Below are 22,313 nucleotides of genomic sequence, written 5' to 3' on the forward strand. Positions count from 1 at the left end.
GTTAGCTGCCCATCAGTTGGAGGGTCTTCGGCGGCAGGGCATTCCAGAGTTCGGTCCGCACCTGGCGAACTTCCTGTAGCGCTTTCCGGCCGGCGGCCGTGACCGTGAAGAACCGCTTCCGGCGGCCCCCGCGTTCGGCGGTGGCACCGCCCATTTCCGACTTCAGAAATCCTTTTTCTTCGAGTCGCTGGAGGGTCGTATGCACCGTGCTGAAGCCCACCGCCCGCCCGGTCTTTCGTTCGATCTCCTGCGTAATGGGTACGCCGTAGGCTCCTTCGTCCAGAATGGCCGCCGTCAGCAGAACGACCTCTTCAAACTCGCCCAGAAACGCTCTTTTCATCTTCGGTCCTGATTTAATCCGATAATGTCGAACAAATGTGGTGCCAATTCGCCGGGAAGGCGTCTGCGGCTTCCGAAAGCGGTTTTCGACCGGGGCGGAAAGGCCGCCTGTCCGGTTCCGGACAGGCGGAGCGGGCAAAACCGGACACCGGACGGGTGTGGAAAGGGTATAAAAAATGGCTCACTCCGAAAGCCGCAGCGGGCTGGAAGTGAACCATTCGGAGAAGCGGGGTAATGGCTTCAGTCCCGCTTGGAGATAATCCGGCGCCGGACTTTTTCGGCCACCTGAAGGTCTTTCAGGCTGACTTTGGTCCGGTCGCGGAGGGCTTTACTGGCAATAAACTGATCGATGCTCAGCCGGATCATAAAGGCCAGGCTGTCGGCTTCGTGTTCGTTCAGGTCCAGTTCAATTCGACGTTTCATCTATGCCTTTCTTTCCTCAGGCCGCCTGTAAACGGCGGGCATGTTCTTCCTTCAACACAACTACATCGCGCTGGGGCTTGCCGCTGTTGATGGATTCGACCAGCGCATCCAGCAGACGCATCGCCCAGTCCGGGATATATTTACCTTCCACTTCCACGAATACTTTCGGGAAGGTGTAGAGGACACGTCCCAGACCAAACTGTACCGCGGCCCGTTTCATGGCGTCGGAGATTCCTCCTTTGACCGGTTCGATGGAGGTCCGGCTGGCACCGTCGGTTTTGCTGACCATCTCGCCCGTCGGCAGCGTGACCGTGATCGTGCAGAGAAAGCCGTCTTCCACTTCCTTAATCTCGTTTCGCCATCCCGCCCAGCCGAACTGGTCGTCGAAACGGTCCATCACCGACCGGTTGGTAATGTACGGCACCACGATCAGTTTCGCGGGTTTTCCGTTCTTACCTTCAAGCTGTTGCTGTACCCGCCATTCGATTTCGTCAGGGCGTAAGGGAGCGGTTAATTTTGTGAGTTCCATACTTTGTTGTTTTCCTTAAAAATAACAAAAAAATACCAGAAAATGGTCGCTTCCTGCCAATTTTTACTCATAAAAAGTCAAGATTTTTTTATCATTGAAAGACCGGACGGAATGATCTGTCCGCCCGGTCTTTTCCCACCCTTCTATGACGGCCTCGACCGTAACCTGCCCTCCGGAAGCGGGCGACGGAAACCGGAATTGCCCTGTCCGTCTGCCGGCTTTACAACAGATATTCAAACCATTCGTCAACCCTGATGTTGACCAGGAGAACCGGAGGGTATCACGAAACGAATTCTGAAGTATGGAAAAAGTTCCGTGAGGAAAAACGGCTTTGGTAACCGGAGCCGCTTCCGGTATCGGAAAAAGCCGTCGCCCTGTTGTACGGGCAGCATGGAGCGAACGTCATGGTGTCCGACCTTGACAAAACGAAGGGCCACGAAGTAGTCGGACAGCTGGAGGAACAGGGCGTCGGCCCGCTTCTTCAAAGCCGACGGCGGCAATCTGGCGCAGTGACGGGAAGGCAATGCGGGTCGGTGCCGGGCCGCATCAGGCCCGCACGGCCGTATGGTGGCTCAGGAATGCCCAGAGGTTCTTTTTGAAGGATTGCAGGTCCCACCGGAAATCGTCCATCTCTTCCCGCAGATACCGGTGGTCTTCCTCCATCTCCCTGCCGGCCGCCTGCTGCCAGGCCATCGCCACCTCGTGGTTGTATTCGTTTACCTCCTCCTTCAACTGGGGAATCAGCCGTTCGTAGTGCCGGAGCCGGCCGTTCAAGTAGTCGTAATCCCCCTGCCCGGCGGCCGGCAGCTGCTCCTTCGCCACTCCTCTCATTATCTGCTGGAAAAGCGGCAGTTCAATTCCGGCAAATTCAATTTCGTTCTGCCAGCAGCGGACTTCCAGGTGTCGGCGGCTCAGATTCGTTAACAGCTCGGTTCTCATAACACAAAGGGTCTGATTCGTGGAAAACGACGGAAAATTACGCCCGGTCCGCCCGGCCGGCACTGAGAACCGTCAGTTCGAAAGCTGATTCATAACCGGTTGATTCACCGATTGTCCCCGTGATCTTTATCAGGAAGTTCTTTGACGGCGGTCATGGCCGGACGCGGGTGATTGGCCCATCTTTGTTTCGTTCCACCTACGTTCCCGGGTTGCTTACGAATCCAAGAATCTTGCTTCCATGATGTACCGAACACTGATCATCTGGTTTCTGATGCTGCTACTGGCGGTGCTGAACGGCGCGTTCCGCGAGGCCGTGATTCGTCCGCAGCTCGGCCAACCGTGGGGCCATGTCCTCAGCACCGCCCTGCTCTGTATGCTGATCGGCGGGCTGGCCTGGTATTCCGTCGGCTGGATCAAACCGCACAGCCTGCGCGAAGCCTGGGGCGTCGGGCTGACATGGGTCTCGCTGACCCTGGCCTTCGAATTCCTGGCCGGCCATTACCTGTTCGGCCGGTCCTGGAATTACCTGCTCGACCAATACGACCTGATGAAAGGACAGGTCTGGCTGTTCGTTCCGCTGGTGACGCTGCTGGCCCCGGTCTGGGTGTTCCGGCTTCGGATGCCGGTTTGAGCGGGATTCTTCAAAAACCAGTCGCTTTTCGGCGGCAGCCGGTATCTTGCGGGCGGGTTCCGGGTGCGTGAACCCGCCGAAACGAATGAACGACAACGACACCTCCCGGCTTTCCCGTCTGACGGCCATCCTCACCCAGCTGCAAACGAAGCGGCTTCTCACGGCCACCACCCTCGCCGACAGATTCGGCGTCAGCGTCCGGACCATCTACCGCGACATCCGGGCGCTCGAACAATCCGGCGTGCCGATCGTGACGGAGGAGGGACGGGGTTACCGGCTCATGGAGGGCTACCGGCTGCCCCCGGTTTCGTTCACCGAAAGCGAAGCCAATGCCCTCATCACGGCGGAGCAGTTCATGCTGAAAAACCGGGATGCCTCGCTGGTGCGGGAATTTACGGCCGCCATCGAGAAAATAAAGGCGGTATTGCGTCACCCCACCCGGGAAAGCACCGAGCTGCTGTCCAGCCGGATGATGGTGAGCCAGAACAACGCCCACGACCGGACGAGCGATTTTCTGGCCGCGCTGCAACTGGCGCTGACCCGTTTCAACCCGGTCAGCCTGGAATACCGCAAACTCGGCACGGAGGAAGTCACGACGCGGGTGGTGGAGCCTTTCGCCCTCCTGAGCACGCAGGAGAACTGGCTGCTGGTGGCCTGGTGCCGGCTGCGGAACGGCTTTCGGATATTCCGGCTCGACCGGATCGGAAGACTGGACGTGCTGAACGAATCGTTTGAACCGCATTCACTGACGCTCCAGGAATTTTTCAGATTATCCGAAAACCGGGACGAACCCCTGACATAGGGCTGTCACCGGACCCTTCTACCTTTGTTACGAACGAAAACGCCAACACAGAGGAAGATGGAATCAACAGCCTTATTACGCGGCATGGCCAACGTCAGCTACTGGGCCGACGATGTGAAGGAAGCCCGCCGGTGGTACTCCGAGGTTTTCGGTTTATCACCCTATTTCCAGCGCCCCGATGCCGAAAACCCGGCCTACATCGAATTCCGGGTGGGCGACTACCGGCACGAGGTCGGCATCGTGGATTCGAAATACCGGCCCCGGCCTTCGGCCGAAGGCCCCGCCGGCGCCATCCTGTACTGGCACGTGGACGATATCCGACAGGCGATGGACCGGCTCCTGGCGCTGGGAGCCAAAGAATATGATCCGATTACGGAACGGGGTCCGGGCTTCGTCACGGCCGCCGTCGTCGATCCCTTCGGGAATATTCTCGGAATCATGTATAACCGGCATTATCTGGACATCCTTTCGGGCGAAAGCCGGGATTGATTTCCGAAAAAGCCGTCTGAAACGCCAGACAGGGGCCGCGGGCGGATGGCTTGCGGCCCCTCTTTTATTCCGACCGCAGGCTTCGGACCGGGTTCATCAGCGCAGCTTTGACGCTCTGGAAGCTGACCGTCAGCAGGGTGATGAGGAAAACCGCGCCCCCGGCGATCAGGAATGTGCCCCAGCTTACGTCGATGCGGTAGGCAAACCCCTCCAGCCACCGGCCGATGACGTACCGGGCCGCCGGGACCGCAATCAGGACGGCGACGGCCACCAGCATCAGATACTCCCGCGAAAGCAGCACGACCAGGTTGCCTACCGTGGCCCCCAGCACCTTCCGGATGCCGATCTCCTTCGTGCGCCGTTCCGCCGACCAGGCCGCCAGCCCGAACAGCCCCAGTCCGGCAATGAAGAGAATCAGTCCCGAAAACCAGCCCAGCAGCGTCCGGGCTCTCTCTTCCCGTTCATACTGCCGGTCAAAGGCCGAATCCAGAAAAGCCGCATCAAAGGGGTGATTGGGAAACAGCCGCGTCCAGGCCGACCGGACCACCCCGACCTCGGTCGGTTTCAGCCGGACCAGAACGTTGGGCGGGCTGTCGGTCCGGTAATACAGTAGAATCGGTTCGATCCGGTTATGGAGCGAAGCGAAGTGGTAGTCGCTCACGACGCCGATCACCTGCTGGCGGTCCGTGTCGGCCGCCAGGCTGCCGATGGTCTTCCCGACGGCCTGCTCCGGTCGCCAGCCCATCCACTTCACGAAGCTCTCGTTGACGATGACGGATCGGCTGCGGTCGGCAACTGAACCGGGGTCGAAATGGCGTCCGGACTTTAGCCTGATCTTCAGCAGGTCGAGGTAGGATTCGTCGATCCGGGCAAAAAACACCATCTGCTCGGTCTTCCGGCCCGCCGTTTCCTTCACGATGCCGGCCTTGCCGTCGTAGGTGATGGGACTCAGGCCCAGCGCCACGCCCTCGATCCGGCTGTCTTTTGCCAGAGCGGATTTCAGCAGCGGCATCTTCTGCCGGACGGCGTCGTCCGCCGGTACGTTCACCACCAGCACCTGCTCTTTCGAGAAGCCGGGATCTTTCCGGAGCAGAAAGTCCGTCTGCTGCCGCACGGCCAGCGTACCGGCCATCAGCACGGCCGCCAGCGTGAACTGCACCACCACGAGGGACTTGCCGGCCAGCCGGCGTCCTGTCGGCCCGAAACCGCCTTTCAGAACCCGGGCCGTCCGGGCCGACGACAGAATGACCGCCGGATACAGGCCGATCAGCAGCCCGACCGCCCCGACGACGGCCGGAAGCCCCGCGGCAAACCGCCAGTCGGGCAGCGCGGGAGGGAGGCCCGTGAGCTGTTCGTAGACCGGGCGCAGGGCCACGACCACCGGCAGGGCCAGCACCGTGCTGACGGCCACCATCAGGAGCGCTTCCCAGACGAACTGCCCCACCAGTTGCCGCCGATCCGCTCCGACCGCCTTCCGGATGCCCACCTCCTTCTGCCTCCGCACCGACTGGGCCACGTACAGGTTGACGTAATTGATGCAGGCCACCAGCAGGAGGAAGGCCGCCACGAGCGAGAAGATGGTCAGTTGCGTGCGGTCGCCTTTGGGCGTGTCGTCGAACAGCCCTTCGACGAAATGCAGGCCGGTCAGGGGCTGAAGCCGGTGTTCGAGCCGGATGTCGTAGCCGAGCGCTTTGACGCGGGGAACGACCTGCGTCCGGTCGAACTGCGCCAGCTTCCGGCCGAAGGGTTCCGCCCCGCCCGGGTTTCCAAGCTGGACGAAGGTGAAGCAGGAGGTATCGAAAACGTCTTCGGGTGAGGGCGGAGCCTCCTGCCAGGAGATCAGGGCGCTGAATTTCAGATCGGTATTGGGCGGGAGGTCTTCCAGCACCCCGCCGACGAGGTAAGGGCGGTCGTTGAGCCGCAGCACCTTCCCGACCGGCGGGGTGTCGGCAAAGTATTTCCGGGCCATCCGCTGCGTCAGAACGATCCGGCCCGGCCGGTCCAGCGCCGAGGCATCCCCGGCCAGAAAGCGATAGGAAAACAGGCTGAAGACGGCGGCATCGGCCTGATAGACATCACCTTCACCGATCGGCTCCTTGCCTTTTCGGAATGTGGCGACGGGCACCGGCCGGAACCGAACCGCCTGGACCACCTCCGGGTAGGTCTTCCGGAGCCGGGGGCCGAGATCCGCGCTCGACAGTGCCAGCCCGTCGTCCGATTGGCCGGTTTTAAAACGGGTGATGATTCGGAAAATCGAATCGGCGTTCTCGTGAAACCGGTCGTAAGACAGTTCGTTCCGGACGTAGAGCGTGATCAGCAGGCAGCAGGCCATGCCCACCGACAGGCCCAGAATGTTGATGGCGCTGTACAGCCGGTTGGCGAGAAGGGTGCGGAAGGCGATTTTGAGATAGTTGGTCAGCATGGGTTCGGAAACGGTGTGATCAGCGAACAAAAACAAGGCAAAGGGCCGGTTTTTAAATCGTTGTAATTTTCAGAATATGAGGATACTCCGGCCGGAAAAATAGTCTTTTTCAAAGTGTTTCCCCTCTTAATTTTTCTTAAAATGGGGAAGCGATTACCCGGGGCCATTGGATAATCGGGCCGAACATAAATCCCCGTTCATGTAACCTTTCATAAATCTTCCGGTTCAGGAATTGCAGCGTCGGCGCCTTTCGAACCTCATCGGAGTTGCCCGGCGGGAAATTGGAACATGGAAAGGAGACTTGCATTAATCAGTGAACATGCTTCCCCATTGGCAGTAGTGGGAGGGGTCGACGCCGGAGGACAGAACATTGCCGTGGCTGAATTAGCGCAACATCTTGCCCGACTCGGGTATTCCATCGACATTTTTACGCGCCGGGAGGACGGCATCTTACCGGAAATCGTCCACTGGCGGCCGGGCATCCGGGTCGTTCAGGTCAAGGCCGGCCCCGCCCGCGTCCTGCCGAAAGAAGAAATCCTGCCGCTCATGGGGGAGTTCACGGAAAACGTCATCGGCTTTTCCCGTCGCGAAGGGCATCCCTATCTGCTTATTCACGCCCACTTTTTCATGTCGGCCCTTGTGGCCGCTGAAGTCAAAAAAGTCCTCGGCATCCCGTTCATCGTCACCTTTCACGCGCTTGGTAAGGTTCGGCGGATGTCGCAGGGCGACGGCGACCGGTTTCCGCCCGAACGCCTGAGCATCGAGGAGCGCGTCATCCGGGAGGCCGATCAGGTGATTGCCCTCTGCCCCCAGGACCGCGAAGACCTCATCGCCCTGTACGAGGCCGACCCGGCCCGGATTACGGTGATCCCGAACGGCTTCGACCCCAACGAAATTTACCGGATCAGAAAGGAAACCGCCCGGCGGCTGCTCGGGCTGGACCCTTACGAGTTTATCATCCTCCAGCTGGGCAGGATGGTGCCGCGCAAGGGCATCGACAACGTGGTGCAGGCCGTCCGGGTGCTGGACGATGCCGGTCTGAAGGCCCGGCTGCTGGTCGTCGGCGGGGAGTCGGACTCTCCCGACCCGGCCGCGACGCCCGAAATTGCCCGGCTTCAGCGGCTGGCCGCGTCCGAGGGCATCGCCGGCCAGGTGACCTTCGTGGGCCGTCGCGACCGGCGGCAGCTCCGGTATTATTACGGCGCTTCCGACGTGTTCGTCACCACACCCTGGTATGAGCCCTTCGGCATCACGCCCCTCGAAGCGATGGCGTGCGGGGTACCGGTGGTCGGCTCGGCCGTGGGCGGCATCAAACACACGGTCGTCGACGGGGAAACCGGTTTTTTAGTGCCGCCGAAAGACCCCGTCGCTCTGGCCGAAAAGCTTGAAATGCTGCTCCGTCGGCCGGAAATCGGCCGGATGATGGGAGCCCGGGGCCTGGAGCGGGTTCATGCCGAATTTACGTGGGAGAAAGTGGCCTGCCTTACCTCCGGACTGTATGAACAGATCGGGCTGCCGCAGACGCTGCCCCTGGAAATCGAAAAAAGTCTTCGGCTGGAACTGAGATGGTCGGCCTGACGCATGAAAGCCATTTTTATCGACAAGGACGGCACGCTCATCCGTGACGTGCCCTATAACGTCCATCCTGACCGGCTCGAACTCTATCCCGGCGCGGGCGAGGCTCTGAGCCGTTTGCAGCGGGCGGGGTTTCGTCTGTTCGTCATCTCGAACCAGTCGGGTGTGGCACACGGCTACTTTCCGGAAGCTGCCCTGGAGCAGGTCTCCGAACGTCTGGCCGAACTGCTGGCTCCGTTCGGCGTCCGGATCGACGGTTTTTATTACTGCCCACACCACCCGGCCGGGAGCGTCGCTCCTTATGCCGTGGCCTGCGACTGCCGCAAACCTGAACCCGGGCTGATCCGGCGGGCCATGACCGAAAACGGCATCGAGCCGGCCGGATCGTGGATGATCGGCGACATCCTGAACGACGTCGAAGCCGGCGGGCGGGCGGGCTGCCGCACCCTCCTGCTCGACAACGGCAACGAGACCGAGTGGGTACCGGGCCGGTATCGGGTGCCGGATTATATCATTTCTCACTGGAAGGAAGCGGCCGATCTGATCGGGGGCCGGACCGAAGCGGTCCGGGCGTCCCTTCCGGTCTGATCGGCCATACGCAGCGTGTATGAAAACAGCGACGACAAGGAACGGGGCGGCCCGCGGAGCGGAAACCGCGCCCTGGCACTTCTGCAGGAACATTCTCTGCGTCCGTCCCGACAACCTCGGCGACGTGCTGATGACCACCCCGGCCTTCCGCGCCCTGAAGGAAGCGGTGCCGGGCCGCCGGCTGACCCTGCTGACTTCCTCGGCCGGGGCCGGCATCGCCTGTGCCGTGCCGGAGATCGATGCGGTGATCACCTTCGACCTGCCCTGGGTGCAGACACCCGAAGGGTCGGGGCCGGACCGCGTCATGGAACTCGTTCAGCAGCTGCGCGGCCGTCAGTTCGACGGGGCGGTGATCTTCAACGTCCAGAGCCAGAATCCGCTGCCGTCGGCGCTCGTCTGCTACCTGGCCGGGATTCCGCGCGTGCTGGGCTATTGCCGCGAAAACCCTTATCAGCTCATGACCGACTGGGTTCCGGACCCTGAAGTACTCGTCGCCACCCGGCACGAAGTGGACCGCCAGCTGGACCTCGTGGCCGCCGTCGGCTCCCGCACTGCCGACCGGCGGCTGTCGCTGACGGTTTCCGAAACGGCCCGACGGCAGGCGGGGGAAGCACTCCGCAACGCCGGCGTCCGGACGAATGAGCCCTGGGTCGTTCTGCACGCGGGCGTCAGCGAGGCCAAACGGCAATACGGGGCCGCCAACTTCAGCCGTGTGGCCCGCCGGCTGACCGAGGAAAAAGGCTGTCAGGTGGTGCTGACAGGCAGCGCAGCCGAACAGGAGAATGCCGAGGCCATCCGGCAGGCCGTCGGAAAGAACGTATATAACCTCGCGGGAGCGTTTTCGCTGGACGTCTTCGTGGCGCTGATCGCGCAGGCGCCGGTGGTCCTGTCGAACAACACGGGGCCGGTTCATATAGCCGCAGCCGTCGGGACGCCCGTCGTGGTGGCCTATGCCCGCACCAACCCGCAGCATACGCCCTGGATGGTTCCCAATCGGGTGCTGTATTTCGACGTACCCGACCCGCTTCGGTCGCGAAACGTGCTGCTGCAGCAGTTTCCGGACGCGGCCGGGCCGGAGGCCACCCCCGACGCCGTCGTGCAGGCGGTGGAAGAACTACTTTCCGAAAAAATCAGAGACATATGTATACATTAGGCATCAATGCCGCCTTTCATGACCCGGCGGCTGTTATCGTGAAAGACGGCGTCGTGCTGGCGGCAGCGGAGGAAGAACGCTTTACCCACATCAAACACGGCAAGCGGCCCATTCCCTTTTCCACCTACGAACTCCCCTATAACGCCATCGATTTCTGCCTGAAAACCGCAGGGATTCAGCTCACGGAGGTCGACCACATCGCCTATTCGTTCGACCCCGAGCTTCTGCTGACGGGGCACGGGTATAAGAAAACGGTCGAGATCCCGCTGCGGCCGGGAGTGAAGGAACTGAACGGATGGGGGAATCCCTACGACGGCCTGTTCCTGTCGTCGATCCTGAACGCCCCCGGCCACCTCGTCGACGGCGTGCCGCTGCACCTGTCCAAACGGTTTAAGGGCGCCCGGGCCGACGGGCCGTATCAGTGGCATTTCGTGAATCATCACCTGGCGCACGCGGCCAGTGCCTTCCTGCCCAGCCCGCACCGGAAAGCCGCCGTGCTCGTGCTCGACGGCCGGGGTGAGGAGGTTTCGACCAGCTACTGGCTCGGGGAGGGCAACCGGATGAAGCTGCTGGGCGAGGTCCGGCTGCCGCACTCCCTCGGGCTGCTGTACGAGCAGATGACCAGCTACCTCGGCTTCCTGCATTCTTCCGACGAATACAAGGTGATGGCCCTGGCCTCGTTCGGAAAGCCGGTGTATGCCGACTATTTCCGGGAGCTGATCCGGGTGGGCGACAACGGGCAGTATACGATCGCACCACCGAGGCTCGAGGAACGCTTCGGCCCGACCCGCGACAAGGGCGGCCCGCTGCTTCAGGAGCATTTCGACATCGCCAGTTCGGTGCAGACGGTATTGGAAGAAGTGGTGCTGGAACTGATCGAATGGCTGCACCGTGAAACCGGGGCCGAAGACCTCTGCATGGCCGGCGGGGTGGCGCTCAACTGCGTCATGAACGCCCGGCTGCGCGACCGGGGGCCGTTCAGAAACATCTGGGTGCAGCCGGCCGCCGGAGATGCCGGAACCGCCCTCGGAGCCGCTATGTGGATCGACGCGAAGGAGCGCCGGACCGACGAACGGCGGTATGAGATGGAACACGTCTACCTCGGCCCGTCCTTTACCGATGAAGAAATCGAAGCCTTCCTGGACTGGTCGAAGCTCCCTTACAAACGGCTCGACAATCCGGCCGAGGAGGTGGCCGGCTACCTGGCCGAAGGGAATGTGATCGGCTGGTATCAGCTCGGCGTGGAGTTCGGCCCGCGGGCGCTCGGGGCGCGGTCGCTGCTTGCGGCTCCCTTTCCGGCCGAGATGCAGGCCCGCATGAACGACCTGAAAGACCGGGAGGATTTCCGGCCCGTGGCGCCCGTGGTGCTGGAGGAAAAGGCCGACGAGATCTTCGTGAACGCCCGTAAGTCGCCGTTCATGCTGTTCATCAACGACGTGCGGCCCGAGAAGGCCGACCTCATCCCGGCCGTGCGGCACACCGACGGCACGGCCCGCATCCAGACCGTCAACCGGGCGCAGAACCCGGTGTATTACGACCTGATCCGGGCCTTCTACGAAAAAACCGGCGTGCCGGTGCTGATCAACACCTCGTTCAACACCCGGGGCGAACCCATCGTCTGCACTCCGCGCGACGCCGTCGAGTCGTTCTGGACCTCGCCCCTCGACGCGCTGGTGATCGGGTCGTTCATGCTGACCAAAACCGGGTCCGGCACCGAACAGCCCGACGGCTGGAAAAGCCGCCAGGCCAGCCGGGAAAGTCAGGAATGGTCGGGCGTCATTATTCAATGAAACCAATGATGGAACCCATCGTATCCGTGGTCATCCCTACCTACAAACGGCCGCAGCTGCTGACGCGCTGCCTCGACGCGCTCATCGCGCAGGAGATGGCCCCCGATGCCTTCGAGGTCATCGTGGTCGACGACGGCAACGATGCCGACACCCGGGCCGCCGTGGAGGCCGTGGCCGCCCGCTCGGCGCTGAACCTCCGTTATCTGGGCCAGCCCGAACGGCGCGGACCGGCGGCCGCCCGGAACCGGGGCTGGCGGGCCGCCAAATCGCCCGTCATCGGCTTCACGGACGACGACTGCATCCCGGCTCCCGACTGGATCAGCCAGGCCGTCGAGGCTTTCCGGAACGGAGCGCAGGTGATCTCCGGGCGGGTGCGCGTGCCGCTCCGCGACCAGCCGACCGAGTACGAAAAAATTACCTCGCTGCTCGAAACCGCCGAGTTCGTGACGGCCAACTGCTTCTGCCGCCGGGCCGCCCTCGAAGCCGTCGGGGGGCTGGAAGAACGCTTCGACATCGCCTGGCGCGAAGACAGCGACCTCCAGTTCAAGTTTCTGGAGAAGGGAATCCCGATCGAGAAGCGCCCCGAAGCGCTGATTCTGCACCCCGTCCGGACCAGCCCCTGGTGGGCGAGCCTGAAGGACGAGCGAAAGAATGCCTACGACGCCCTGCTCTACAAACGCCATCCCCGGCTGTTCCGGGAGCGGATTCCGCGGTATCTCGGGCTGGTGACGCTGTATTATGCCGTGGTCATCAGCTTCCTGGTCGGCGTCGGGCTGGGGCTGGCGGGCGAGCCGCGGGGGGCGTCGGCGGCTTTCGGCGTCTGGGCGGTGTGCATGGTGGTGCTGGTCGGGATGCGGCTTCAGCGGTCCGACTGGGCGCCGGCCTCGTTCGTTCCGGTACTGATGACCTCCGTCCTGACGCCGTTCCTGTCGGTCTACTGGCGGCTCTACGGCGCCTTCAAATACCGCACCCTGTACTGGTAACTTTTCGGAAGAAAATGAACACGATCGTTTCTGTGCTCGGCCGCGACCCCCGGACCATCGCCGTCTTCCGGGCCATCAAACTCGGCGACCTGATGGTGTCGGTGCCGGCCCTGCGGGCGCTGCGCCGTGCCTTTCCGGAGGCCCGCATTGCGCTGGTCGGCCTGCCCTGGGCGGCCGATTTCGTCGCCCGCTTTCCGGCTTATCTCGACGAGTTCATTTCGTTTCCGGGCTGGCCGGGCCTGCCCGAGCAGCCCGTCGACCCGGCGCAGATCGTCCGGTTTCTGGAAGCCATGCAGCAGCGGCAGTTCGATCTGGTGTTGCAGATGCAGGGCAACGGAACGCTGATCAACCCGATGGCGGAGCTGTTTGGCGGGCGGGTCACGGCCGGTTATTACCCGGCAGGGCTGAAGCAGTATTGTCTGAATGAGAATCTGTATATGCCCTACCCGGAAGACGAGCACGAGATCAAACGGCACGTCCGGCTGATGGAGTTTCTGGGACTGCCGGCGCAGGGCTACGAGCTGGAGTTTCCATTCACCGAAGCCGACCGGGAACGGGCCGAGCGGGTTCCCGAACTTCACGGGCTGGAGCCGCACCGCTACGTCTGCATCCATCCCGGCGGCATTTCGGCCCGGCGGTGGCCTGAAGCCCGGTTTGCGCAGGTGGCCGACGTTCTGGCCGGCGAAGGCTATGCGGTATTCCTGACCGGCACGGCGGGCGAGTCGCCCATCGTCGAGAAAGTGCGGGAGCGGATGAACCATCCGGCCGTCAGTCTGGCCGGGAAAACCGATCTGGGCGTCATCGGCTGGGTGCTCCGGCGGGCGGCCCTGCTCGTCAGCAACGACACGGGCGTCTCACACCTGGCGGCCGCCCTCGAAACGCCGAGCGTCATCATCTACACCACCTCCAGACCGGGAGAGTGGGGTCCGCTGAACCGGCAGATTCACCGGGCCGTATCCGAATCGGAGGCCACCGAAGCCGGGCGGGTTATCGAGGAAGCACTGGCTGTGGTCGCCCGCTGAGCACCTCTTCGAAGGTTCGGTTCCAGTCCCGGACGAAGCGGTCGATGCCGAACCGGCTCAGGGCCAGCTGCCGGGCGTTGTCGCCCATCCGTTTGGCTTCTTCGGGGTGGTCGAGCAGATAGCGCATGCCTTCCGCCAGTTCCTTCGGGTTGCAGGAGACGAAGCCGTGGACGTGGTTCTGAATCACCGCCGGCAGTTCGGTAGTGGCGAAGGCCACGATCGGCATCCCGATGGTCATGGCCTCGATCACCGCCAGCGGCAGGCTGCTGTAGCGCATCGGACTGAACAGAAACCGGTAATCGGCCACGCGCCTGTGAAGATACCGGTAGTGAATCTCCCCGATGCCTCCGATCTCGGCCGACTTCATGCCGGCCACCGTCAGCGGCACCTCCTGCCGCAGCTTCTCGAACAGATCATAGCCCGAAAGCCGTCCCCGGCGCTGCATCTCATTTACCACCGCGATGCCTTCGGGCAGGTGGCCGCGGTAGGTGATCGCCGGGTCGATGGCGACGCTATGTTCGATGACGCGCGTCGGGGCCGATCCGTTGTCCCACATGAGCTGGTTGTAATAAGTTACATGAACCAGCTGCACGCCGGGGTCGTCGGCCGCCGGATGGCGCGAATTAGTGGGGTGCGGTTCGGGCGTGTTGTGTTCCAGGTAGATGCGGGGCAGCTGCCGCTGTTCCTCCGGCAGAATGTCGTACTGATCCCTGCCGTAGTTGCCGGGCGTCTGGAAGAGGATCAGGTCCAGATCCAGATTCCGGACTTCGTCGGCCGGCACTTCCTGCACGTAGGCGGGCATGGAGGAGTCGACGCCCCGGCCGATGTAGCCTTCCGGGACCCGGCCTCCGGCGTCCGGGGTGCGGGTGGGCAGATACCAGTTGTGTTCGGCCTGGGCAAGCGCGGTCAGGTAGGCACCGTGGATGTGCCAGATCAGAATGTTGAGTTTTCGCATGATGACAGGAAAGCGGATGCGTCTGGGCGTTTATTTGCTTTTTCTTCTCATGACTTTGAGAATGAAATAGACGACGAGACTGAAGGTGAGCGAGGTCACGGCGATGATCGGCCAGTTGGGGCCTTCGATGTCCCCTTCTTCGCTCACCAAAAAGTAGAGTACGACAAAAAGGGTCGTCGGGATGGCAGCTAACAGAAAGTCTTTCATAACTGTTGAAGAACCGGGCAGAAGTTTGGGCCGGCCGTCGGGGCCGGACTGCGGTCTTTCGTTCTAACCCGGCGGGGGAAAGAAGGTTTTATAAAAGGGCGGTTTTCGGGGAAACGGTCCGGGGCCGGACCGTACGGTTTTTTTTCGGCCCTTTTTTGGGCGTCATCTCCGGCTCTAGGCTAAATTCGGGGTTGTATCCGTCTCATTTTCAGGTATGAATAAAGCAGAGTCCCGTTCAGGCGGATTCTTATATTTATTCAGGCAGCTGCCGTTTAGTCTGGTTAAATTTAAATAAGTTTTACAGGTAGTAGGGAAAAAGAAGTATGGCTATGAATACCTTAAAAAAGAAGACTACTTCAAACCGGAAACTGAAATCGGTCAACATTCTGGTAATTGAGGACAATCCGGATCAGTGGTTGTTGATTCGGAAGGCCATCGAGCAGACGTTCGGCATCGTCGATCCGGTATGGATCCCGAACGAGCAGCAGGCGCTGCGGTTCCTGAACGAATGCGAGACGGTCGGCGTGGGACTGCCCCAGCTGGTCTTGCTCGATCTGTATATGCCGGAGAAGGAACACGCGTGGAACGTACTGAAACACATCCGGGAAAGTACGTCCTCGATCATCCACGTGCCGGTGGTGGTGTTCAGCAGTTCGAATCTGGCGGAGGATATTGCCGAGTCGTATGACCGGGGCGGAACGTCGTATGTAATCAAGCCGATGGAAATGGAAGCCTGGCTCGAGTATTTTCAGACGCTGAAAGAATACTGGTGGGAGATTTCGACCCTGCCGGAAACCCGGCCGCTGTATTAGCGGCCGGATTTTCGGCAGGCAATTTTCCTGGAGTTCTTAACGACCGGAAACCGGCACGCGGGCCGACGCCTGCGGGGAAGCCGCCATCCAGAGCCAGTAGCGGAATACCTTCTCGATGGCCTGGATGAACAGCGTGAAGTCCGACGGATGGAGAATGACCGAATTGGCTCCCAGCGCGTAGCCCTGCCGCGCCATCTCGTGCGTGCCGGAGGGCGCCAGTACCAGCGTCGGGATCATCCGCAGCCGCTGGCTGTTTTTAATCGACCGCAGCACCGACAGGCTTCGGATGGAGTCCTGCCCGCCGTCGAGCATGATCATGCCCGGCAGTTCGGTATCGGGGGCAGTGGAAAGGGCCTTCTGCAGCGCATCGCCGGTATTGAAAAAACGCAGGTTCCATTGGGGCCACCGGTCTTCGACCAGTTGCCGCAGCAGACCGGCCTTGATTTCGTCCGCCATCGCCACGTAGAGTTTTGGCTGGGGCATCCCCGGGACGGCCGCTTCCGTCCGGCCCGGCTGGGCCGGACCCGTCAGCGGGTCGGCCTCCGCCTGAAACGACGAGGACGAACGCAGCAGCGCTTCGGTGATCGAATCATAGAGGTCCATCCACCGGCGCCGGCTGACGGGCAGCGTCAGGCCGTCCATCAGATGGACGGCCCCGGCCATCTTGCAGCGGGCCGGGGGCGTAAAGTCCCGGATGTAATACGGATTGACCATGGCGGTTTTATGCACCCGCAGAAAACCGTTTAACCGTTTCTCAAAGTAGCTTAATGGCTTGGCAATCAATAACTTATTCCCATCGCAATAATAGAGCCATGTATAGTTGCTGAAGCCTTTGAGATACTTGATCAAGGCCGGGTGCTGAATTGCTTCCTGAATCATACTACTTTCCTTTCCTTGTGTGTAACGTAGAGTCCTATCTTCTTTTATTGAAACTACAATTTCGGTTGATTTTCTGCAGGATGCCCGGATTCTTACTGAATGGTTCCAATCCTTCGAATTCTCTCCATCAAGGCCGTTTTTCGGGCCATTCCCTTATTTTTTTCGCTTACCGGAGCCATCCCGTAACCGAAGGGGGCGGGTCGGTAGTTGTACCATAGGGTCGCTGCGGCATTCGCGGCCGGCGGCCTGTTTCGCTTTCACTTTACTCCCAATCTCAACGATGAACCGGCTTTTCTCAAAATCATCCGACCTTCGTATCTCCCGCCGTGACCTGGTGCGGGCCTGCGGAGCGGCCACGCTTGCGCTTCCCGGCTTTATGATGCTGGGCAGCCTCCAGTCCTGCAGCAGCAAATCAAATGATTCGGAATCTTCCGGTGGAACGGCCGACCGGGCCGCCCGCGATCAGGCTTCGGCGACAACCGGCCGGAAGCTCGGCATCGCGCTCGTAGGGCTGGGCAAATACAGTGAGGGAGAACTGGCGCCCGCGCTCCAGGAAACAAAACTGTGCCGTCTGGCCGGTATCGTGACCGGCACACCCGACAAGATCGGCAAGTGGACCCACAAGTACGACATTCCGGAAGCGAACGTCTACAACTACAAGACCTTCGACCGGATCGCCGATAACAAGGATATCGACATCATCTACGTCGTGCTGCCCAACTCGATGCACGCCGAGTACGTCATCCGGGCGGCTCAGGCCGGTAAGCACGTCATCTGCGAAAAACCGCTGGCAAACAGCCCGGCCGACTGCCGGCGTATGATGGACGCCTGCCGGAAGGCAGGCGTGAAGTTTTCAGTCGGCTACCGGCTGCACTTCGAGCCGCACAACCGGGAGATGATGCGTCTGGGCCAGCAGCAGGCGATGGGGCCGGTGAAGAAAATCTACGCCCAGAACGGGCAGAAGGAAGGCTACGACACGCCCTGGCGGTTCGATAAGGAGCTGGCCGGCGGTGGGCCGCTGCCCGACGTCGGCATCTACTGCATTCAGGGTGCCATCTACACCAAAGGGCAGGTGCCGATTGCCGTCAGTGCCAAATACCATCCCAAAACCGACCAGAAGAAATTTAAGGAAGTGGAGGAAGGCATGGACTTTACGCTCTACTTCAGCGACGGCTCCGTGGCCGAATGCCGCACGAGTTACAACGACACGTACAACCTGCTGCGGGCCGAAACCGACAAGGGCTGGTTCGAACTGTCGCCCGCCTACGAATACTCCGGCCTGAAGGGAAAAACCAGTCAGGGCGACATGAACATCGACAACGTCAACCAGCAGGCCCGGCAGATGGACGCCTTCGCCGACTGCATCCTGAACAACAAAGAGACCACCGTGCCGGCCGAAATGGGGCTGCGGGATGTGCAGCTCGTCGAGGCCATCTACCGGGCCGCCGATACCGGCCGAAAAATCCCGACCCAGGACGTCGCGCAGGTGGTTGATTCAACCGCGACCAAAGCTATCTGATACAACCTATGTATAATCCCGTTGCCACGTACCGAATACAGTTTCACAAAGAATTTACATTCAGTGATTTAGAAAAAATAATTCCTTATCTCGCAGACCTCGGCGCGGGCACGCTCTATGCCTCGCCGGTGTTCCAGTCGGTGCCGGGCAGCACCCACGGCTACGACGGCATCAGCCCCCACCGGATCAATCCCGAGATCGGCACCGGGGAGGAACTGACGACCCTCTGTGAGCGGCTCCGCGAACTGGGTATCGGCTGGCTCCAGGACATCGTGCCGAACCATATGGCCTTCCACCCGGATAATTCCTGGCTGATGGACGTGCTGGAAAAGGGGCCGTTGTCGCTCTACGCTTCATTTTTCGATACGGCCTGGGCCGACCCCTTCTTTCAGGACCGGCCGATGGTGCCCTTCCTCGGCGATCCGCTCGACCAGGTGATCGACGCGGGCCGGCTAACCGTCGACTACCGCAATGACCGACTGGTTTTCAATTATTTCGACTCGGTTTACCCGTTGCACCTGCGGTCGTATGAAACCGTTCTCGAACAGGCCAAAGCCCCGTTCGGTAATGTCGTCCGGCCGCTGAAGAACCAGCTCCGGCGCATCCTGCGGACCGAAGAACCCCGGTCCTACGCCCAGGCGGTCGATGCGTTCCGGCAGGAGCTGGCCCTGATCGTCGCCGACGACCGGAACGGGCTGAATCAGTGCCTGAAGGCGGTTAACAAGCCGGAAATCCTTCGCCGGATCGCCGACGACCAGGCCTACCGCCTGTGTTCCTACCGGGAAGCCGACCAGCACATCAACTACCGGCGGTTTTTCACCGTCAACGGCCTGATCGGGCTGATGATGCAGAACCCCGAGGTGTTCCGGCAGTTCCATGAACACATCATCGGCTGGGTGAAGGAGAGCCAGTTTCAGGGCCTGCGCATCGACCACGTCGACGGGCTGTACGACCCGGCCGGCTACCTCGAACAGCTGCGGGAGCAGGCCGGGGAGGAAACCACCATTCTGGTCGAAAAGATTCTCCAGCAGGACGAGGACCTGCCCGTCGGCTGGCCCGTTCAGGGGCCTACCGGCTACGAGTTTCTGGCGATGGTCAACAACCTGTTCACCCTGAAAGCCAGCGAAGCCGCTTTCACCGCCTTTTATGAAGAACTCGTCGGTGGGAAGCCGCAGGCCGTCGGGCCGCAGATTCACGAAAAAAAGGCGCACATTCTGCTTCAGCACATGGGCGGGGAGCTGGAAAACCTCTACCGGCTTTTTCTGGAACTGAATCTGGTGGAGGAGAACGCCCTCGCCCTCATCCCGGCCGACTCGCTGAAAGCCGCCATCGGTCAATTTCTCATTTTTTGCCCGGTATACCGGTATTACGGCCGCCGGATGCCGCTGGCGGAGCCGGAGGCCGAAGCCGTCCGCGCCGTGCTGGCCCGCATCCGGAAGGAAAAACCGGACCTGAGCCTGGCCGCCGGGCTGCTCGAAGAAACCCTGCTCGAAAAGCCGCTGGAGGGCAGCGAGCCGTTTAACCGCCGGGCGCTGGTCTTCTACCAGCGCTGCATGCAGTTTACGGGGCCGCTGATGGCGAAGGGCGTGGAAGACACGCTGATGTATACCTATAACCGGTTCATCGGTCACAACGAGGTGGGCGACGCGCCGGAAGCCTTCGGCCTTTCGCTGGAGGAGTTTCACCAGAAAATGAAGGTGCGGCAGGAGCGCTGGCCGCTGGCCCTCAACGCCACCTCGACCCACGACACCAAACGGGGAGAGGACGTCCGCGCCCGGCTGAACGTCCTGACCGACCTGCCCGACGCCTGGACGGCTGCCGTGAAGGAGTGGCAGAACCTGAATGCCGATCTGAAGAAGGCCGGCGCCCCCGACGCCAACGACGAATATTTCATCTACCAGACCCTCATCGGCGCCTATCCGATGCCGGGGCAGGATACCGACGACCTGGCCGGACGGCTGGAGCAGTATCTCGAAAAAGCCCTCCGCGAAGCCAAGCACCATTCCGACTGGAGCGAACCGAATCCGGAATATGAAGAGGCCGCCAAACGCTTTGCGGTGGCGCTCCTGAACCGAAAACGCCCGTTCTGGAAAAGCTTTGAGGCATTTTACCGAAAAATCGTCGATTTCGGAATCCTGAACTCGCTGGCGCAGGTGGTGCTGAAAGCCACCTGTCCGGGCGTGCCGGACATCTACCAGGGCTGCGAACTCTGGGATTTCAGCCTCGTAGACCCCGACAACCGCCGGCCCGTCGACTTTGAACTGCGCGGCCGCCGGCTGACCGAAATGGGCGAAATCGGGCCGGGCGAGACGCCGGGGGACGAGGACGAACCGGCTTCGGATGCGGCCCTGTGGAACGAACTCTGGGAAAACCGTTACGACGGCCGCATCAAACTCTGGCTGACGCACCGCCTGCTGAACGAGCGCCTGCAGCAGCCCGAACTTTTCGCCGAAGGCCATTACCTCCCGCTGGCGGTGGAAGGCCGGTATAAAGAAAACGTGTTCGCGTTTGCCCGTCGGTATAAGCAGACCTGGTATGTGGTGGCCGTGCCGCTGCATACGGCCCTGTTGCCCGACCCGCCGACCGAAGGCCGCACCGACTGGGGCGACACCCGCATCCTGCTGCCGGCCGGTGCCCCCACCCAATGGCGCCATGTCCTGCTGAAAACCGAGGGCGAAGCCGATTCGGAACTGTCGGTGAATGAACTGTTTGCCGACCTGCCGCTGGCCTTCCTGAAGTTCGGGGATCAGGTCAGTGAGCGGGGAGCCGGGGTGCTGATGCCGGTGACCTCGCTGCCCTCGCTCTTCGGCGTCGGGGATTTCGGGCCGGAAGCGCGGGCCTTCGCCGATTTTCTGAGCCGCAGCCGTCAGAAGTTCTGGCAGCTGCTGCCGGTCAACCCGACGGGACCGGGGGTGGGTTTCTCGCCCTACAGCACCTATTCGAGCATGGCGGGCAACACGCTGCTGATCAGCCCCGAAGCGCTGGCCGCCGACGGCCTGCTCGACCCAGCCGACTGGGCCGATTCCGTTCTGCCCGCCGGCGACACGATCGATTACAAGGGTGCGGAGGAAGTGAAAAAGCCGCTTTTCGTCAAAGCCTGGCGGGCCTTCCGGGAGGGCCGGGCCACCTGGCTGGAAGGGCCGTTCCGCGAGTTCTGCGATCAGGAAGCCGCCTGGCTCGACGATTTCGCCCTGTATACCGTTCTGAAACAGGTTCACCGGCAGAAGCCCTGGTATGAGTGGCCGGAGGAGATCCGGAAGCGGGAACTGACGGCGCTGTCCGATCTGAGCGAAAAACACGCCCAGGCGCTCGACGAGGTGCGGTGGTTTCAGTTCATCTTCGCCCGGCAGTGGCACGGCCTGCGCACCTACTGCAACCAGCTCGGCATTCAGCTGTTCGGCGACCTGCCGTTCTACGTCAGCTACGATTCGGTCGACGTCTGGGCCAACCCGGAGCTGTTCAGTCTCGACGAGGAAGGCCGGCTGACGGCCGTGGCCGGGGTGCCGCCCGACTATTTCAACGCCGACGGCCAGCTGTGGGGCATGCCGGTATTCCGCTGGGATCGCATGAAGGAGCAGGGCTACGACTGGTGGATTCGCCGGATCCGAAAAAACCGTGAGCTGTACGACCTCGTCCGCATCGATCACTTCCGGGCGATGGCCGACTACTGGGAGGTGCCGGCCGGGGAGAAAACGGCCATCCACGGCGAGTGGAAGCCGGGGCCGGGGCATGATTTCTTTGAAAAACTCGAACAGGAACTGGGACCGGTGCCGCTGGTGGCCGAGGACCTGGGCGACATCAGCGAGGAGGTCTATGAACTCCGCGACGCCTTCGGAATGCCGGGCATGAAGGTCATTCAGTTTGCGTTCGGCGACGTGCCGGGTTCGCCCCATTTTCCGCACAACTACGCCGAAAACTTCATCGCCTATACCGGCACGCACGACAACAACACCGTCCGGGGCTGGTTTGCCCGCGACGCCGACCCGGCCGCCCGCCGGCAGGCCGAGCGTTATGCCGGGGTGCCGCTGACGGAAGAAAACGTCCACGAAGTCTTCGGGCGGCTGGTGTATGCCTCGGTGGCGAAAACCGTCATCCTGCCGGTGCAGGACGTGCTGGGGCTGGACGAAACCGCCCGCATCAACACCCCGGCCGAAGCCGCCGGCAACTGGCTGTGGCGCCTGCGTCCCGGCCGGCTCACCGAAGCCGAGGAAACCCGCTTGCGCGAGTGGGCGGTGCTGTACAACCGGGTTTGAGAG

Annotated in this window: 21 protein-coding genes; 13 read left to right on the plus strand and 8 right to left on the minus strand. The window is 61.7% G+C overall.

Translation table 11 applies throughout. The features are described from left to right. Position 1: 1 nt before the first annotated feature. Complete coding sequence (locus DX909_RS16665) at positions 2-340, minus strand: PadR family transcriptional regulator (RefSeq protein ID WP_128546329.1); 339 nt, start codon at positions 338-340, stop codon at positions 2-4. Between the two features lie 35 nt (positions 341-375). Here DX909_RS16665 and DX909_RS29575 point away from each other — a divergent pair, with 35 nt between their 5' ends. Next, entirely contained in the window at positions 376-552 is a 177-nt protein-coding gene (locus tag DX909_RS29575; protein WP_164851314.1) for a hypothetical protein, read from the plus strand. A 27-nt stretch (positions 553-579) separates the two neighbouring features. On the opposite strand, the gene DX909_RS16670 is transcribed toward DX909_RS29575, so the two are convergent. From DX909_RS16670 to DX909_RS16685, 3 genes are all read right to left on the minus strand, one after another. Then, positions 580-762, minus strand: a complete 183-nt coding sequence (locus DX909_RS16670; RefSeq protein ID WP_128546330.1) for a hypothetical protein — start codon at positions 760-762, stop codon at positions 580-582. A gap of 16 nt (positions 763-778) precedes the next feature. Next, entirely contained in the window at positions 779-1,291 is a 513-nt protein-coding gene (locus DX909_RS16675; protein ID WP_128546331.1) for a Rad52/Rad22 family DNA repair protein, read from the minus strand. Positions 1,292-1,837: 546 nt separating this feature from the next. Next, on the minus strand, positions 1,838-2,230 hold the full coding sequence (locus DX909_RS16685) for a hypothetical protein (protein WP_128546332.1): 393 nt from the start codon (positions 2,228-2,230) through the stop codon (positions 1,838-1,840). A 238-nt stretch (positions 2,231-2,468) separates the two neighbouring features. Here DX909_RS16685 and DX909_RS16690 point away from each other — a divergent pair, with 238 nt between their 5' ends. The 3 genes from DX909_RS16690 to DX909_RS16700 all read left to right on the plus strand — a co-directional run bounded on the left by DX909_RS16690 (position 2,469) and on the right by DX909_RS16700 (position 4,152). Beyond that, positions 2,469-2,861, plus strand: coding sequence for a hypothetical protein (locus DX909_RS16690; protein WP_128546333.1), 393 nt, complete (start codon positions 2,469-2,471; stop codon positions 2,859-2,861). A gap of 85 nt (positions 2,862-2,946) precedes the next feature. Next, on the plus strand, positions 2,947-3,663 hold the full coding sequence (locus tag DX909_RS16695) for a helix-turn-helix transcriptional regulator (RefSeq protein WP_128546334.1): 717 nt from the start codon (positions 2,947-2,949) through the stop codon (positions 3,661-3,663). A gap of 57 nt (positions 3,664-3,720) precedes the next feature. After that, positions 3,721-4,152, plus strand: a complete 432-nt coding sequence (locus DX909_RS16700; protein WP_128546335.1) for a VOC family protein — start codon at positions 3,721-3,723, stop codon at positions 4,150-4,152. Between the two features lie 64 nt (positions 4,153-4,216). Here the strand turns inward: DX909_RS16700 and DX909_RS16705 are convergent, their stop codons facing one another. Beyond that, entirely contained in the window at positions 4,217-6,574 is a 2,358-nt protein-coding gene (locus DX909_RS16705) for an ABC transporter permease (protein WP_128546336.1), read from the minus strand. A gap of 339 nt (positions 6,575-6,913) precedes the next feature. Here DX909_RS16705 and DX909_RS16710 point away from each other — a divergent pair, with 339 nt between their 5' ends. The 6 genes from DX909_RS16710 to DX909_RS16735 are packed head-to-tail and all read left to right on the plus strand — an operon-like array spanning position 6,914 to position 13,685. Next, the gene (locus tag DX909_RS16710) at positions 6,914-8,152 is read left to right on the plus strand and encodes a glycosyltransferase (protein WP_229311089.1); all 1,239 of its coding nucleotides are present in this window, start codon (positions 6,914-6,916) and stop codon (positions 8,150-8,152) included. A gap of 3 nt (positions 8,153-8,155) precedes the next feature. Continuing rightward, a complete protein-coding gene (locus tag DX909_RS16715; RefSeq protein WP_128546338.1) occupies positions 8,156-8,737 on the plus strand; it encodes a D-glycero-alpha-D-manno-heptose-1,7-bisphosphate 7-phosphatase in 582 nt (193 codons plus the stop codon). Positions 8,738-8,756: 19 nt separating this feature from the next. Next, positions 8,757-9,890, plus strand: a complete 1,134-nt coding sequence (locus tag DX909_RS16720) for a glycosyltransferase family 9 protein (RefSeq protein WP_128546339.1) — start codon at positions 8,757-8,759, stop codon at positions 9,888-9,890. Further along, positions 9,878-11,680 (plus strand): carbamoyltransferase family protein, encoded by a 1,803-nt coding sequence (locus tag DX909_RS16725; RefSeq protein WP_128546340.1) that lies wholly within the window; start codon positions 9,878-9,880, stop codon positions 11,678-11,680. The genes DX909_RS16720 and DX909_RS16725 overlap by 13 nt, the downstream gene beginning before the upstream one ends. A gap of 8 nt (positions 11,681-11,688) precedes the next feature. Next, the gene (locus DX909_RS16730; protein ID WP_128546481.1) at positions 11,689-12,663 is read left to right on the plus strand and encodes a glycosyltransferase family 2 protein; all 975 of its coding nucleotides are present in this window, start codon (positions 11,689-11,691) and stop codon (positions 12,661-12,663) included. Between the two features lie 14 nt (positions 12,664-12,677). Further along, positions 12,678-13,685: a glycosyltransferase family 9 protein gene (locus tag DX909_RS16735; RefSeq protein ID WP_128546341.1), complete on the plus strand. Its 1,008-nt coding sequence runs from the start codon at positions 12,678-12,680 to the stop codon at positions 13,683-13,685. Here DX909_RS16735 and DX909_RS16740 read toward each other — a convergent pair. Further along, a complete protein-coding gene (locus tag DX909_RS16740; protein ID WP_128546342.1) occupies positions 13,651-14,640 on the minus strand; it encodes a glycosyltransferase in 990 nt (329 codons plus the stop codon). The two genes, DX909_RS16735 and DX909_RS16740, sit on opposite strands and share 35 nt — an antisense overlap. A gap of 30 nt (positions 14,641-14,670) precedes the next feature. Then, positions 14,671-14,847 (minus strand): hypothetical protein, encoded by a 177-nt coding sequence (locus DX909_RS29580; protein WP_164851315.1) that lies wholly within the window; start codon positions 14,845-14,847, stop codon positions 14,671-14,673. Positions 14,848-15,176: 329 nt separating this feature from the next. On the opposite strand from DX909_RS29580, the gene DX909_RS16745 reads away from it, so the two are divergent. Next, positions 15,177-15,659, plus strand: a complete 483-nt coding sequence (locus tag DX909_RS16745; RefSeq protein WP_128546343.1) for a response regulator — start codon at positions 15,177-15,179, stop codon at positions 15,657-15,659. Positions 15,660-15,695: 36 nt separating this feature from the next. On the opposite strand, the gene DX909_RS16750 is transcribed toward DX909_RS16745, so the two are convergent. After that, complete coding sequence (locus tag DX909_RS16750; RefSeq protein WP_128546344.1) at positions 15,696-16,538, minus strand: response regulator transcription factor; 843 nt, start codon at positions 16,536-16,538, stop codon at positions 15,696-15,698. Positions 16,539-16,818: 280 nt separating this feature from the next. On the opposite strand from DX909_RS16750, the gene DX909_RS16755 reads away from it, so the two are divergent. Further along, entirely contained in the window at positions 16,819-18,057 is a 1,239-nt protein-coding gene (locus DX909_RS16755; protein ID WP_128546345.1) for a Gfo/Idh/MocA family protein, read from the plus strand. An 8-nt stretch (positions 18,058-18,065) separates the two neighbouring features. Further along, positions 18,066-22,310, plus strand: coding sequence for a malto-oligosyltrehalose synthase (gene treY / locus DX909_RS16760; RefSeq protein ID WP_128546346.1), 4,245 nt, complete (start codon positions 18,066-18,068; stop codon positions 22,308-22,310). The last annotated feature ends 3 nt before the right edge of the window (positions 22,311-22,313 follow it).

The sequence above is a fragment of the Larkinella soli genome (assembly GCF_003703975.1).
In the GTDB taxonomy this organism is placed as follows: Bacteria; Bacteroidota; Bacteroidia; order Cytophagales; family Spirosomataceae; genus Larkinella; species Larkinella soli.